Consider the following 13,624-nt stretch of genomic DNA (forward strand, 5'->3'; position numbering starts at 1 on the left):
GTCCGGACTCACGCCCATTTCCGATGCGCCGTCGCGCGCATCGGGATGATGTCAGGAGGCGGCCTTCGCTTTTGCGAGCGTCCGCAGCGCGATCACGATCGCGACGATCATCAGCCCCGAGGCCAGCAGGAACGGCGCGCCGGGCAGATGCACGGGCGCAGTGGCCCCGATGAAATAGGCGAAGCTCAGCGTGAACAGGAACGGCCCCGTGAGCTGGGCCACGCTCTGCACGCTCGATGTCGCGCCCTGGAGCTGGCCCTGCTTGTCCGGCGCCACCAGCCGGGTCATCAGCGCCTGCAGCGCCGCGCCCGAGACGCCCCACAGCGCCATCACGGGAATGCCCAGCCAGCTCAGCGGTCCGGTCGGCGCCACGCCGAAAATGAAGAAGCCGACCAGCCCCGCGGATAGCCCCAGCATCAGCGCGCCGCGCTCGCCGAACACGCGCACGATCAGCCCGACCGCGCCGCCCTGCACGATCATCGCGCAGACGCCGACCATCGCCAATGTGAGGCCGACGGTGCGCGTGTCCCAGCCGTAGCGATAGGTCGCGTACAGCACGAAGGTCGACGGCAGCACGACATGGGCGAGCTGGGTGATGAAGTTCACGGTCGAGAGTCCGGCGAGAATACGGTCCGATGCCAGCAGCCGCAGCGCCCCGAGCGGATTGGCCGTTCGCCACCGGAATGGACTGCGCCGCTCCGGCCTCAGCGACTCCGGCAGCACCAGGAAGCCGTAGAGCGCGTTGGCGAAGCTGAGCCCCGCGGCCGCCCAGAACGGCAGCCGCGGATCGATGTCGCCCAACAGCCCGCCGGTGGCAGGCCCGAGCACGAAGCCCGCGCCGAACGCCGCGCCGATGCGGCCGAAGATCGCGGCGCGGCGGTCCGGCGGCGTCAGGTCGGCGATATAGGCGAAGGCAGTGGAGATGCTGGCCGAGGTGACGCCGGAGATCAGCCGCCCGACGAACAGCCAGGCGAGCGACGGCGCCAGCGCCATCAGCACATAGTCGGCGGCGAGGCCAAAGTTCGACAGCAGAATCACCGGCCGCCGGCCGAAGCGGTCGGACAGGCTGCCGAGCACCGGCGAAAACACGAACTGCATCAGCGCCCACGCGGTGCCAAACAGCCCGAAGATGCGTGCCGCCTGCGCGGTGTCGTTGCCGACGAAGCTCTCGATCAGCTTCGGCAGGATCGGCATGATCAGCCCGAGCGCGAGCATGTCGAGCAGGATGGTGACGAAGATGAAGGCGACCGCGCCGCGGCGCGGGGCCGGCGCATTTTCGGTCGCGACGCTCGGCGGGCTTGCTTCCATGGCCGGACCGCTTCCGCTACCGCGACCGATCAGTTCGGCCGCTTGCGCTTGTGCGCGAACGGGTTGGCCTTCTCGCGCAGGGTGATGCGCACCGGCGTGCCCGGCAGCTCGAAGGTCTCGCGCATCGAGTTGGTGAGATACCGCAAGTACGATTGCGGGATCGCGTCGGCGCGCGAGCAGAACAGCACGAAGCTCGGCGGCCGCGCCTTGGTCTGGGTGATGTAGTTCAGCTTGAGCCGGCGGCCCGACACCGCCGGCGGCGGATTGTCGGCGATCGCCCCCTCGAACCAGCGGTTCAGCGCCGCGGTCGGCACGCGCCGGTTCCAGACCGCGTAGGCTTCGACGATCGCCTGCATCAGCCGGTCGATGCCCTCGCCCATCAGGCCCGACACCGCCACGATCGGCGCGCCAGCGACCTGCGGCAGCCAGTGGTCGGCATCGCGGCGCAGCATCGAGATCTGGCCCGACTTGGCCTCCATCAGGTCCCATTTGTTGACCGCGATGACGAGCGCGCGACCCTCGCGCTCGATCAGATCGGCGATGCGCAGATCCTGCTCCTCGAAGCGGTTCTGCGCATCCATCATCAGCACGACCACCTCGGCGAAGCGCACGGCGCGCAGCGCATCCGCCACCGACAGCTTCTCGAGCTTCTCCTCGATGCGCGAGCGCCGGCGCAGGCCTGCGGTGTCGTAGATGCGGAAGCCGCGGCCCTTCCATTCGATCTCGACCGCGATCGAATCGCGCGTCGTGCCGGCCTCGGGGCTGGTCAGCAGCCGCTCCTCGCCGAGCAGATGATTGATCAGCGTCGACTTGCCGGCATTAGGACGGCCGACGATCGCGACGCGGATCGGACGTGCGGCACGCTCCTCGTCGGTCTCCTCGCGCTCGTCGTCCTCGTCGTCCGTGGGCGGCACGAGCTTGCTGACGGCGTCGTAGAGCTCGCCCATGCCCTCGCCGTGCTCGGCCGAGATCTGGATGGGATCGCCGAGGCCGAGCGCATACGACTCCATGGCGCCGAGCTCGCCATGCTTGCCCTCGCTCTTGTTGGCGAGCAGCAGCACCGGCTTGTCGGCGCGGCGGGCGAAATCGGCGAAGGCGCGGTCGGCGGGCGTCAGGCCGATGCGGGCATCGATGACGAAGAACAGCGCATCGGCGAGCGCGATCGCGGTCTCGGTCTGCTCCTGCATGCGCGCGGTCAGCGAGCCCTTCGGGCCCTCGTCGAGGCCGGCCGTGTCGATGATCGTGAAATGGAGATCGCCGAGCTTCGCTTCGCCCTCGCGGCGGTCGCGCGTGACCCCCGGCATGTCGTCGACGAGCGCCAGCTTCTGCCCGACCAGACGGTTGAACAGGGTCGACTTGCCGACATTGGGCCGGCCGATGATGGCGATGGTGAAAGGCATGATGATCCGTGCGCGTGAGCGCGCAGCTTTAGCGCATTCGGCCGCAAAACCGAACGGGCGATCAGTCGATTCGCGACTGAGATTAACGGCTGAAGGAGCCGCTCGGCATCGGCGCCGGGAAGCCGCCGCCCGAGCTCTGGGCGGCCGGCGGCTGCGCCGGGGCCGTGTCATCCGCCGGCGGTGCGGTGGTGCGGCGGCGCACGATCTTCTTCGGCTTCGGCGCCGGCGGAACGCCGGCGGCGCCCTGCTCGACCGCAGCGGCCTCGCCGTCCTGCGGATCGGCCGTGGTCGGGTTGCTCACGGCGGCCTGCTGCCGGCCCTTGGCGCCCTTCTTGCCCTTGGGCTCCTCGGCCGGGGGCGCCGGCATCGCCTCCTGGGCGCCTGGATCGGTCATCGGCTGCTGCTGCGCGCCCTTGTAGAGCTCCTTCGGCACGCCCTGCTCGAGACCCGGCACGCCCTCCGGGAACACCGGCTTGCGGTCGCCCGGCAGCTTCTTCTTGGTGTCGAGGAAGTCGAGCATGTCCGAGGGGTCGAAGCTTCCCCCGCTCGCGCAGCCGCCCAGCACGCCGGAAAGCGCAATGAGGACCGTGAGGGCAATGGCACGTTGGGCGCGGCGCATGATCGTCGTTCCAATCAACTCGGTTTCGCCGTCGCGCGATCCGCGATCAGCTCTTGGCGACTGCAGGCAACAGCGCCTGCAGCGCTTCGGCGCGCGAGCGCAGGCCCGGCGGGGTCTCACCATCCAGCGCAATCATGTCGAGCCATTGACGGGTCGCGGCGGCATCGTTGGCCTTCCACGCCGACAGCGCCAGCAATTCGCGGGCCGCGTGGCGAAACGGCGCACCAGGCGCCGTTTCGCCTTCGAGGCGCTGCTTGAGGTCCGCGTAAGGTGCCGTATCGGCCAGCAGGCCTGCCGCGCGCAGCCGCGCCATCGACTGCTGCTCGGCCCCGATGCTGCGGTCGGCAGCAAGCTCGTCATAGAGCTTCACGGCCGCCGCCTTGTCGCGCATGGCGGCCTCTGCGGCCTGATGGAAGCGGGCCAGCGTGCGGTATCCCGATGGGGCCGTGGCCGCGACATCCGCAAAGGCCTTTTCCGCCTCGGCATGCTTGTTCTGCTCGGAGAGCTCGAGGGCCTTGTTGAAGGCCGAGCCCGCCTCGGCCGCCTTCTTGCCTTCCAGGTATTGGTAGCCGCGCCAGCCGCCAACGCCGGCGATGATCAGCACGGCCAGGGCGATGATCAAGATCGAGTAGCGGTCCCACAGCTTCTTGAGCTGTTCCCGGCGGACCTCCTCGTCTACTTCATCAATAAAATCAGACACCTAAGGACATCCCGTCAGGTTCGCTGCGAACGCGCGCGCATGGCTTCGAAGGGCCGCGCGAGCGGCCCGTTGCCCACGCGCCGGCGCCGATACCGCATCGGCATGGCGGTGGCAAGGCGAGTCCAGCCGAATCAAGGCGTTACTCCCCGGTTCTGCCACAGGGTCCGAACGCGGCTATCACGCCGTCAAGGCTTCGCGCAACTGCCGTTTCATCACCTTGCCGTTGGCGTTGCGCGGCAGGGGGTCCGCGGTCACGGTCAGGGTTTCCGGAACCTTGTAATCCGAGACCCGCTCGGCACACCAGCTGCGCAGCGCCTCGGCGCTGATCGGCTCGCGGGTCACGACCACCGCGTGCACGCGCTCGCCGAGCACGGGACATGGCCGGGCGACGATCGCGCTCTCGACCACCGCCGGATGGCTCGCCAGCACCGATTCGACCTCGGCCGAGTAGATCTTCAGCCCGCCACGGTTGATCATGTCCTTCTGCCGGTCGAACACCCGGACGAAATTGTCGGCGTCGACGGAGCCGAGATCGCCGGAATGCCAATAGCCGGCGGTGAAGCTCTGGGCCGTGGCCTTGGGATTGTTCCAGTAGCCCCTGATAACCTGGCCGCCGCCGATCCAGATCTCCCCGATCTCGCCGCGCGGCAGCTCCCGCCCCTCCCCGTCCATGACCAGGATGCTGGCCCCTGGACACGGCAGCCCGACGCTGTCGATATGGCGCGCGGTCAGATCCGAGGGCATCAACGTTGCCGGCGAGGTGGTCTCGGTCGAGCCATAGGCATTGACCAGCCGCAGACCCGGGATCTTGGCGGCCAGCCGCTCGATGGTCGCGACCGGCATCGGCGCGCCGCCGAAGCCGCCGATCCGCCACGACGAGAGATCGTGGCTGTCGAAGTCGCGCTGCAGCAGGCAGAGATTGTACATCGCCGGGACCATGACCGTGTAGGTCACGCGCTCGCGCGCGGCGAGCTTCAGATACTCGCCGGCCTTGAACTCCGGCATGATGATCAAGGTGCCGGCGCAGCGCGCCATGCTGGTGATGTTGGCGACGACGCCGGTGACATGGCCGAGCGGCACCGCGGCGATCGAGCGGTCGGCTGGCGTCAGCCCCAGGCAGGCCTCGTAGATCATCGAGGAGTGGATGATGTTGCAATGGGCGAGCATCGCGCCTTTCGGCCGACCGGTGGTTCCGGAGGTGTAGAGGATCATCGCGGTGTCCTCTTCCGCCACCTCGACCCGAGCCTCGTGCGCGGCATGATCGGCCAGCGCTGCAAAATCCGATCGCGCTGGACGATCATCGACGGCAATGCGCCCCGCCAGCTCCGGCGTCTCTGCAGCAGCCGGCAACCGGTCCGCCAGTGCCGCCTCGTGCAGCAGCAGCTTGGCGCCGCAATCCTTCAGCACATAGGCGATTTCCGGGGTCTGCTGCCGCGTCGACAGCAGCACCGTGATCAGCCCGAGCTTGGCGGCAGCGAACAGCGTGAGCACGAACTCGATGCGGTTGCCGAGCAGCAGCGCCAGCCGATCGCCCTGGCGCAGGCCCCTCGCCTGCAGCCCGCCGGCGATCCGCGCGGCGGCCTCGGCGACCTCGCGCCATGACAGCCGCACGGCCCCGCAGACCAGTGCCGCCTCGCCGTCGCCGTTGCGCGCCGCGGCCTCCTCGACCATGGCCCAGATGTTCGCCGGCCGCTCCGTGAACAGCGGCACCACGCGATCGCCAAAACGGGCTTCGCGCCGCATCGGCGGCGTCACATAGGTCGACCAGTCCATGGCATTTCCCCGAGCTTGGCTTTTTTGTCGTTGTTTGCCGCGATGCGGGCTGGCCCAAGCATAACCATCGGACGATGCACTTGGCTATCTCCGGCAGCGCCGGAGAGAGCGCCGTGCCGCCCCGCGCATCACGGCTGCAACGCGACGACCAAGCGCAAGGCGCCCGTCAGGTCCTGGACTTCATGCCGTAGATATGTTCCGCCGCCGGAAACACACGGCTACGCACGTCGGCCGCGTAACGCTCGACCGCCTCGTCGATCGCCGGACCGAGATTGCCGTAGCGGCGGACGAATTTCGGCGCCCGTGGCGACAGGCCGAGCATGTCCTCCAGCACCAGCACCTGGCCGTCGCAGGCGGCGCTGGCGCCGATGCCGATGGTGGGGATCGCGATCTGCTGCGTGATCTTGCGCGCCAGCGGCTCGGCCACGGCCTCGATCACAACCGAGAACGCGCCGGCCTGCGCGATCGCCGCAGCGTCGCTCTCGATCGCGGCCCAATCCGCCTCGTCGCGGCCCTGCGCGCGGAACGAGCCGAGCGTGTTGATCGATTGCGGCGTCAGGCCGACATGGCCCATCACCGGAATGCCGCGCTCGCTGAGGAAGGCCACCGTCTCGGCCATCCGCACCCCGCCCTCGAGCTTGACCGCGCCGCATTGCGTCTCCTTCAGGATCCGCACCGCCGCATGAAACGCCTGCTCCTTCGACGCCTCGTAGCAGCCAAACGGCATGTCGACCACCACCAGCGCCTGACGCGAACCACGCATCACGGCGCGGCCCTGCAGGATCATCATCTCCAGGGTCACCGGCACGGTGGTCTCGAAACCGTGCATCACGTTCCCAAGGGAATCGCCGACCAGGATCACATCGCAATGGCGATCGACCAGCGCCGCGGTATGGGCGTGGTAGGACGTCAGCATCACGATCGGCTCGCCGCCCTTGCGGGCGCGGATCTCGGGAGCCGTCTTTCGGCGGACCGTCGACTGCACCGACATCGCTACCCCCCAATGACCGGAATGCCGAGCACGACGGGATGGAACGCGAAGGCCAGCGCCAGATAGACGACGATGCCGACCACCACCGCGATCACGTCGTTGCCGACGCCGCCGACCGGGATCGGCGGGCCGCCGGCGTCAGCGCGCCGCTTCAGCGAAATGCGGTCGAACACCGCCCAGGCCAGGATCGAGCCGAACAGGATGATGCCGCCGAGGTCGCCATTGGCGAGCAGATGCCCGAACGCCCACAGCTTCACGCCCGCCAGCATGGGGTGCTTCAGCACGGTGTAGATGCGGCCGCGGATGTAGGCGGCGACCACCATGATGACGGCCGGCAGCATCAGCGCGAGATTGATGTGCTTGAGCGCCTTCGGCGGCGTCCAGACCTGGATCCAGCCGCCGCTGCGGTAATCGGCAAAGCCCCACACGATCAGGACGAGGCCGGCAAGGGCCACGACCGTGTAGACCAGCTTGTACGTGCCCTCGCCCAGCCGCGCGATGACCTGCGCGCGCGCCTCGCGCCGGGTCGTGAACACATGGGCGCCGAGAAACAGCACCAGCCCCACCACCATCACCAGAAGTCCCACGGCATCCCCCTTCGCTTGCACGCGACCTGTGCGTGGGCACCGGTATCATTTCCGGGGGCGGCCTCGCAACGTGGCCTGCATTTTCGAGGTGAGGCGCCAAGCGCCTCAGCCGTCATTCCGGGGCGGCTCGCAGAGCCGAACCCGGAATCTCGAGATTGGCTTGCGTTCTTGCAGGCAATCGCGAAATTCCGGGTTCGACGCGAACGCGTCGCCCTGGAATGACGATGGGCGCGAGACACGGGGCGGTCGAGAGGTCGTGCCCAGCGGGCGAAGCCATCACCGCTCCGACGTGTTCTTCAGATCACGATTCTCGACATAGCGGATCGCGATCGGCCGGCCGGCGAGCGCGCCGCCCAGCCCTTTTGTGAACTTCAGCGGCAGGCAGCCGTCGAGCGAGGCATTGATCGTCTTCAGATAGGTCGCACGCGTGTCGGCCGGGGCGCCTGATGTTGCGAAGGTCACGCGCGGCGGCGCGATCATCTCGCCGGTCCGCTTGAAGCTGAAGCGCACCGTCATCTGCATCCCGGCGCGGGCGTTGTCCTCCGGCGGCGGCGTCCAGCATGCACGCAGCGCTGCGAACAGATCGCCGATCGTGTCGAGATCGTGATCCGGCTTCTGATATTTGGCTTCCTGATCCTTGGCGGGCCGGCTCTCGATGGTCAGTTGCAGGTTCTGGCCATAGGGATAGTTCATCTCGGGAATGCACGGCCACGGCCCGTAGACGCTGCAGAACGACGGCGTGCATGGTCCCTCGTCGAGCACGCTGCACGGTGTGTGCGCGAACGGCACCGGATTGATCTGCTGGCGGCGCGCGTCGGCGGTGGCCGGAGCGGCCACCATCAACAGGACGAGCACGACGACACGGAGCATGGGACTCTCGGGCTGGAATGGACTCCAAGCTGGATCCGATCGCAGAATTCGCAAGCTCAATCCCGTTCACGTCTGCGCGTTCCCGCATCGCGAACGGCCCTCGACCGTGCCTGCGGAACTCGGCTAGAACACGGCAGGATGCGACAACGGACGGACGCGACGATGAGCCACAGCGAGACCGTGATCAACGTCATCAACCCGAACATGACGGTGACGATGACCGAATTGATCGCCAAGGCGGCCCAGGCCAGCGCAAGCCCGTCGACGCGGATCGTCGGCCGCACCGCGCGGTTCGGCGCCGCCTCGATCGAGGGGCACTACGACGAGGCGATTGCCGCGGTCGGCATGCTCAAGGAGATCGAAGCCGGCGACGCCGAGGGCTGCCACGCCCATGTGATCGCCTGCTTCGGCGATCCCGGCCTGCTCGCCGCGCGCGAATTGTCGGGCGTGCCGGTGCTCGGAATCGCGGAAGCCGCGATGCATGCGGCGAGCTTCGTCGCCACCCATTTCAGCATCGTGACCACGCTGTCGCGCACCAAGGTGATCGCGGAGCACCTCGTGCGCAACTACGGCATGGAGCAGCATTGCCGCAAGGTGCGCGCGGTCGACGTCGCCGTGCTCGATCTCGACAAGCCCGAGGCCAATGTGCGCGGCACGCTGCTCGGCGAATGCCGGGCGGCGCTGCGCGAGGACGGGATCGGCGCCATCGTGCTCGGCTGCGCCGGCATGGCCGATCTGGCGCGCGATCTCTCGACCGAGCTCGGCATTCCCGTGATCGACGGCGTCGCCGCCGCCGTGCGCTTCGCCGAGGCGCTGGTCGGGCTGGGGCTGAAGACGTCGAAACACGGCGATCTCGCGTTTCCGCTGCCGAAGTCGCGGAAGACGCTCTGAGTTCAACTCATAGCCTGCCCATCCGGGGAGTTCCGAAACGCCGACCGACGCTCCACATTGGGATCAACCTATGGAGCCCGCGATGTCCGATCTGTCCACCCTCTCCTCGCTCTCATCAGCGCTTTCGACGACCGTCGCCGCGGTCGCACCGTCTCTGGTCTCGGTCCACTCGCACCGCTTGCGCGCCTCCGGCTTCGTCCGGAAATCAGGCCTCATCGTCACCGCCGATGAGGCGCTGGCCGATGAAGGCGACGTCACTATCGTCTTCGCCGACGGCACCACACGTCCCGCCGGGATGGCAGGCCGCGATCACACCACCGACATCGCCCTGCTCCGCTTCGATGGCGGCGCGGCGGCGCCAGTCAAACTCTCCGGCGAGGTGCCCGCGCTCGGCTCGCTCGCGGTCATCGCCGCCGCCGACCAGGGCACGCCGGTCGCAGCGCTCGCCATGGTCTCGAAATCCGCCGGCCCGTGGCGCAGCCTGCGCGGCGGCGACATCGATGCGCGGATCGAGCTCGACACCCGGCTGCGCCACAGCTCCGAAGGCGGCCTCGTGCTCGACGCTGCAGGCCACGCGATCGGAATGGCCGTGCGCGGCCCGCGCCGGACGCTCGTGATACCCGCGGCCACGATCGAGCGGGTCGCCAGCAAGCTCGAGACGCATGGTCGCATCGCGCGCGGCTATCTCGGCGCCGGCCTGCAGCCGGTCCGGCTCGATGACGGGCTCGGTGCGATGATCATGAGCCTCGACAAGAGCGGCCCGGCCGCGGCCGCCGGCCTGCGCCAGGGTGACGTCATCACCGCTCTCAACAAGGAGCCGTTCAGGGGCATGCGCGCGATGATGCGCGAACTCGGTCCGGACAGCGTCGGCGCCGTCGTCGAGGTCGCAGCGCTGCGTGCCGGCGAGCCGGTGCAGTTCGCCCTGTCCATCGGCGAGAGGCCGGCGTGAGCGAGGAGGCGCGCGGGCCGATCAGGATCGCAATCGCGGTCGACGATGCCGAGCTCGCCGACCGGCTGGCGGCGCTGCTCGGCGATGTCACGGGCCTGACGCTGGTCGCGCCCGGCGAGAGCGCCGACGTCGCCATCGCGCCATTGCATGGCAGTGACGAGGCGCGCAGCGGCGACGACAGGATCGACGGCCAGGCGATCGGTGATTTTCAGCTCACCGCGCGCGAGCGCGACGTGCTGGCGCTGATGGCCGAGGGCCGCTCCAACAAGGAGATCGCCCGCAGCCTCGGCATCTCCGTGCATACCGCGAAATTCCACGTCGGCTCGCTGCTCGACAAGCTCGACGCCACCGGGCGAACGGATGCGGTGGCGCACGCGGCAAGGCGCGGCATCATCGAGCTGTGAGCAGCCCCGAGTTTTGCAGGGAACTCTCTCCCCACGTCATTCCGGGGCGCCCGCAGGGCGAGCCCGGAATCCATCGGGCGACAGAACCAGAGGCAAGATGGATTCCGGGTTCATCGCTGCGCGATGCCCCGGAATGACGGCTGACAACGGAGCCAGCCCTCACGCCTTCTTCTTCACGTCCTTGACGTTGGAGAACACGATGCCCTCCGCGCGCTCCTTGGTGTAGCCGAGATAGAACTCGTTCTTGGCCAGGAACACGGGGTCGCCATCGACGTCGTCGGCGACGCCGGAATTGTTGGCGGCGATGAACGCCTCGAGCTTCTTCTTGTCGTCGCAGGAGATCCAGCGCGCCAGCGAGAACTCGGAGATCTCGAACTCGACCGGCAGTGAATATTCCGCATCGAGCCGCGCCTTGAGCACGTCGAGCTGCAGCGGTCCGACCACGCCGACCAGCGCCGGCGCGCCATCGCGCGGACGGAACACCTGCACGACGCCCTCCTCCGACATCTGCTGCAAGGCTTCCTTGAGCTTCTTGGCCTTCATCGCATCGGTGAGGCGGACGCGGCGGACGATTTCCGGCGCGAAGCTCGGCACGCCGACGAAGGTCAGGTCTTCGCCCTCGGTCAGCGTGTCGCCGATGCGCAAGCTACCGTGGTTGGGAATGCCGACGACGTCGCCGGCGAAGGCCTCGTCCGCGACCGAGCGGTCCTGCGCGAAAAAGAATTGCGGGCTCGACAGCGGCATGGTCTTGCCGGTGCGCACCAGCTTGGCCTTCATGCCGCGGTTGAGCTTGCCCGAGCACAGCCGCGCGAACGCAATGCGGTCGCGATGGTTCGGGTCCATGTTCGCCTGGATCTTGAAGACGAAGGCGCTCATGCGCGGCTCGGCGGCGTCGACCTTGCGCAGGTTGGACTCCTGCGCGCGCGGCGACGGCGCGTAGCGGCCGAGACCTTCCAGGAGATCGCCGACGCCGAAATTGCGCAGCGCGCTGCCGAAATAGACCGGCGTCAGATGGCCCTCGCGGAACGCCTCCAGGTCGAACGGCTTGCAGGCTTCCTTGACCAGCTCAAGCTCGTCGGTGATCTGGCCCATGTCGAGATTGGCGTTGAGCTTGCCGAGCTCGGAGATCGCGATCTGCTGCGCCGCGCCGGTCTTGGCGCCACCGCCTTCGAGCAGGCGCACGCCGCCGTCTCTGACGTCATAGGTGCCGATGAAGTCGCGGCCGCGGCCGACCGGCCAGGTCATCGGTGTGGTGTCGAGCGCCAGCGTCTTCTCGATCTCGTCCAGCAGGTCGAAGGTGTCGCGGCTCTCGCGGTCCATCTTGTTGATGAAGGTGATGATCGGGATGTCGCGCAGGCGGCAGACCTCGAACAGCTTGCGCGTGCGCGCCTCGATGCCCTTGGCGGCGTCGATCACCATGACGGCGGAGTCGACTGCGGTCAGCGTGCGATACGTGTCCTCGCTGAAGTCCTCATGGCCCGGCGTGTCCAGCAGGTTGAAGACGAGGCCCTCGAACTCGAAGGTCATCACCGACGTGACGACCGAGATGCCACGCTCGCGCTCGATCTTCATCCAGTCCGAGCGGGTGTTGCGGCGCTCGCCCTTGGCCTTGACCTGGCCGGCGAGGTTGATGGCGCCGCCGAACAGCAAGAGCTTCTCGGTCAGCGTGGTCTTGCCGGCGTCCGGATGCGAGATGATGGCGAAGGTGCGCCGGCGCGCGACCTCATCGGAGAGCGCGGAGCGGGACGGCTGTTCAGTGGTGACGGCGGAATCGGACATGAGGCGGCGGACGTCGTTTTGAGGCCAGAGAGAGCGCTATGTGATGAAAAGGCGCGGGATCACGGCCGCCGCGCGCCCTCCATATAGGCGTTTTGCACCGCAACTCCAACCGGGGAGTTAACCGGCCTGACCGTGGCCCGCCCGGACCCCGCATCCCGCCCACGGCCGTCCTTCAAGACGCGCGCCAAGCGGCGCGCTCCTCAGGACGAGGTCTGAATCTGTAGCGGAGTCCGTTTTGCGGACCAGATCCAGCCCCAAACCCTCATGGTGAGGAGCGCCGCGCTTGCGGCGCGTCTCGAACCATGAGGCCCCAACGTTTCAGGACGGTCCCGCCGTCTTTAGTGCCTGAGCACCGACACCAGCCAGAAGCTCAGTGCCGCTACGATGGCCGAGGCCGGAATCGTGAAGATCCAGGCATAGACGATCGATCCGGCGACGTTCCAGCGCACCGCCGAGGCGCGGCGGGCGGCGCCGACGCCGACGATGGCACCGGTGATGGTGTGGGTGGTCGAGACGGGCACGCCGAGGAACGTCGCCAGGAACAGCGTGATGGCGCCGCCGGTCTCGGCGCAGAAGCCCTGCATCGGATTCAGCTTGGTGATGCGCAGGCCCATGGTCCGGACGATGCGCCAGCCGCCCATCAGCGTGCCCAGCGCCATCGCGGCCTGGCACGACAGCACCACCCAGAACGGCACCGTGAACTGCTCGCCGAGATGGCCCTGCGAGTACAACAGCACCGCGATGATGCCCATCGTCTTCTGCGCGTCGTTGCCGCCGTGGCCGAGCGAATACAGCGAGGCCGAAGCGAATTGCAGGATGCGGAAGGCCCGGTCCACGGCAAACGGCGTCGAGCGCACCGAGGCCCAGGACACGATCGCAACCAGGATCATCGCCAGCACCAGCCCGACCAGCGGCGACAGCACGATCGCGAGCACGGTCTTGGACAGGCCGCTCCACACGGTGGCCGAGATGCCGGCCTTGGCGACCCCTGCCCCGACCAGGCCGCCGATCAGCGCGTGCGAGCTCGACGACGGAATGCCGGCCGCCCAGGTGACCAGGTTCCAGACGATCGCGCCGACCAGGGCCGCGAAGATCACGTGGGCGTCGACGATCGCGGGATCGATGATCCCGGTGCCGATGGTCTGCGCGACATGCAGTCCGAACACGCTGAACGCCACGAAATTGAAGAACGCGGCCCAGAACACCGCATATTGCGGCCGGAGCACGCGGGTCGAGACGATGGTCGCGATCGAGTTGGCGGCGTCGTGCAGGCCGTTCAGGAAATCGAAGGCGAGTGCGACGGCGATGAGGCCAACCAGGATCGGAAGGCCGAGTTGAGCGTCCACGGCGCGG

General features: G+C 68.1%; 13 protein-coding genes. 3 read left to right on the plus strand and 10 right to left on the minus strand.

Annotation, left to right across the window (positions count from 1 at the left end):
• Nucleotides 1-51 precede the first annotated feature (51 nt).
• The 8 genes from QW845_RS04025 to QW845_RS04060 all read right to left on the minus strand — a co-directional run bounded on the left by QW845_RS04025 (nt 52) and on the right by QW845_RS04060 (nt 8,248).
• The gene (locus tag QW845_RS04025) at nt 52-1,308 is read right to left on the minus strand and encodes a TCR/Tet family MFS transporter (protein WP_315800333.1); all 1,257 of its coding nucleotides are present in this window, start codon (nt 1,306-1,308) and stop codon (nt 52-54) included.
• 29 nt (nt 1,309-1,337) lie between these two features.
• Nucleotides 1,338-2,708, minus strand: a complete 1,371-nt coding sequence (gene der / locus QW845_RS04030; protein WP_315800334.1) for a ribosome biogenesis GTPase Der — start codon at nt 2,706-2,708, stop codon at nt 1,338-1,340.
• 82 nt (nt 2,709-2,790) lie between these two features.
• The gene (locus tag QW845_RS04035) at nt 2,791-3,327 is read right to left on the minus strand and encodes a hypothetical protein (RefSeq protein ID WP_315800335.1); all 537 of its coding nucleotides are present in this window, start codon (nt 3,325-3,327) and stop codon (nt 2,791-2,793) included.
• A 46-nt stretch (nt 3,328-3,373) separates the two neighbouring features.
• Nucleotides 3,374-4,027: a tetratricopeptide repeat protein gene (locus QW845_RS04040; protein ID WP_315800336.1), complete on the minus strand. Its 654-nt coding sequence runs from the start codon at nt 4,025-4,027 to the stop codon at nt 3,374-3,376.
• A gap of 177 nt (nt 4,028-4,204) precedes the next feature.
• A complete protein-coding gene (locus QW845_RS04045; protein ID WP_315800337.1) occupies nt 4,205-5,800 on the minus strand; it encodes a class I adenylate-forming enzyme family protein in 1,596 nt (531 codons plus the stop codon).
• A 166-nt stretch (nt 5,801-5,966) separates the two neighbouring features.
• Nucleotides 5,967-6,791 (minus strand): 3-methyl-2-oxobutanoate hydroxymethyltransferase, encoded by an 825-nt coding sequence (gene panB, locus QW845_RS04050; RefSeq protein WP_315800338.1) that lies wholly within the window; start codon nt 6,789-6,791, stop codon nt 5,967-5,969.
• A gap of 2 nt (nt 6,792-6,793) precedes the next feature.
• Entirely contained in the window at nt 6,794-7,378 is a 585-nt protein-coding gene (locus QW845_RS04055) for an NnrU family protein (RefSeq protein ID WP_315800339.1), read from the minus strand.
• A 276-nt stretch (nt 7,379-7,654) separates the two neighbouring features.
• Nucleotides 7,655-8,248 (minus strand): hypothetical protein, encoded by a 594-nt coding sequence (locus QW845_RS04060; protein ID WP_315800340.1) that lies wholly within the window; start codon nt 8,246-8,248, stop codon nt 7,655-7,657.
• A gap of 162 nt (nt 8,249-8,410) precedes the next feature.
• Here QW845_RS04060 and QW845_RS04065 point away from each other — a divergent pair, with 162 nt between their 5' ends.
• From QW845_RS04065 to QW845_RS04075, 3 genes are all read left to right on the plus strand, one after another.
• Nucleotides 8,411-9,139 carry an aspartate/glutamate racemase family protein gene (locus QW845_RS04065; RefSeq protein WP_315800341.1) on the plus strand — a complete coding sequence of 243 codons (729 nt, stop codon included), beginning with the start codon at nt 8,411-8,413 and terminating at the stop codon, nt 9,137-9,139.
• A gap of 82 nt (nt 9,140-9,221) precedes the next feature.
• Complete coding sequence (locus QW845_RS04070) at nt 9,222-10,088, plus strand: S1C family serine protease (protein WP_315800342.1); 867 nt, start codon at nt 9,222-9,224, stop codon at nt 10,086-10,088.
• Nucleotides 10,085-10,492: a helix-turn-helix transcriptional regulator gene (locus QW845_RS04075; protein WP_315800343.1), complete on the plus strand. Its 408-nt coding sequence runs from the start codon at nt 10,085-10,087 to the stop codon at nt 10,490-10,492. Before QW845_RS04070 ends, QW845_RS04075 begins: the two co-directional genes overlap by 4 nt.
• Nucleotides 10,493-10,651: 159 nt before the next feature.
• On the opposite strand, the gene QW845_RS04080 is transcribed toward QW845_RS04075, so the two are convergent.
• Entirely contained in the window at nt 10,652-12,271 is a 1,620-nt protein-coding gene (locus tag QW845_RS04080; protein WP_315800344.1) for a peptide chain release factor 3, read from the minus strand.
• Nucleotides 12,272-12,609: 338 nt separating this feature from the next.
• Nucleotides 12,610-13,617 carry an anion permease gene (locus tag QW845_RS04085; protein WP_315800345.1) on the minus strand — a complete coding sequence of 336 codons (1,008 nt, stop codon included), beginning with the start codon at nt 13,615-13,617 and terminating at the stop codon, nt 12,610-12,612.
• Nucleotides 13,618-13,624 lie beyond the last annotated feature (7 nt).

It is taken from the genome of Bradyrhizobium sp. SZCCHNS3002 (assembly GCF_032377435.1).
Taxonomy (GTDB): domain Bacteria; phylum Pseudomonadota; class Alphaproteobacteria; order Rhizobiales; family Xanthobacteraceae; genus Bradyrhizobium.

What these genes read in the sequence shown, in the direction of transcription:
- QW845_RS04025 (WP_315800333.1), bottom strand. Translation starts at nt 1,308, where the DNA reads ATGGAAGCAAGCCCGCCGAGCGTCGCGACCGAAAATGCGCCGGCCCCG.
- der (WP_315800334.1), bottom strand. Translation starts at nt 2,708, where the DNA reads ATGCCTTTCACCATCGCCATCATCGGCCGGCCCAATGTCGGCAAGTCG.
- QW845_RS04035 (WP_315800335.1), bottom strand. Translation starts at nt 3,327, where the DNA reads ATGCGCCGCGCCCAACGTGCCATTGCCCTCACGGTCCTCATTGCGCTT.
- QW845_RS04045 (WP_315800337.1), bottom strand. Translation starts at nt 5,800, where the DNA reads ATGGACTGGTCGACCTATGTGACGCCGCCGATGCGGCGCGAAGCCCGT.
- panB (WP_315800338.1), bottom strand. Translation starts at nt 6,791, where the DNA reads ATGTCGGTGCAGTCGACGGTCCGCCGAAAGACGGCTCCCGAGATCCGC.
- QW845_RS04060 (WP_315800340.1), bottom strand. Translation starts at nt 8,248, where the DNA reads ATGCTCCGTGTCGTCGTGCTCGTCCTGTTGATGGTGGCCGCTCCGGCC.
- QW845_RS04065 (WP_315800341.1), top strand. Translation starts at nt 8,411, where the DNA reads ATGAGCCACAGCGAGACCGTGATCAACGTCATCAACCCGAACATGACG.
- QW845_RS04070 (WP_315800342.1), top strand. Translation starts at nt 9,222, where the DNA reads ATGTCCGATCTGTCCACCCTCTCCTCGCTCTCATCAGCGCTTTCGACG.
- QW845_RS04080 (WP_315800344.1), bottom strand. Translation starts at nt 12,271, where the DNA reads ATGTCCGATTCCGCCGTCACCACTGAACAGCCGTCCCGCTCCGCGCTC.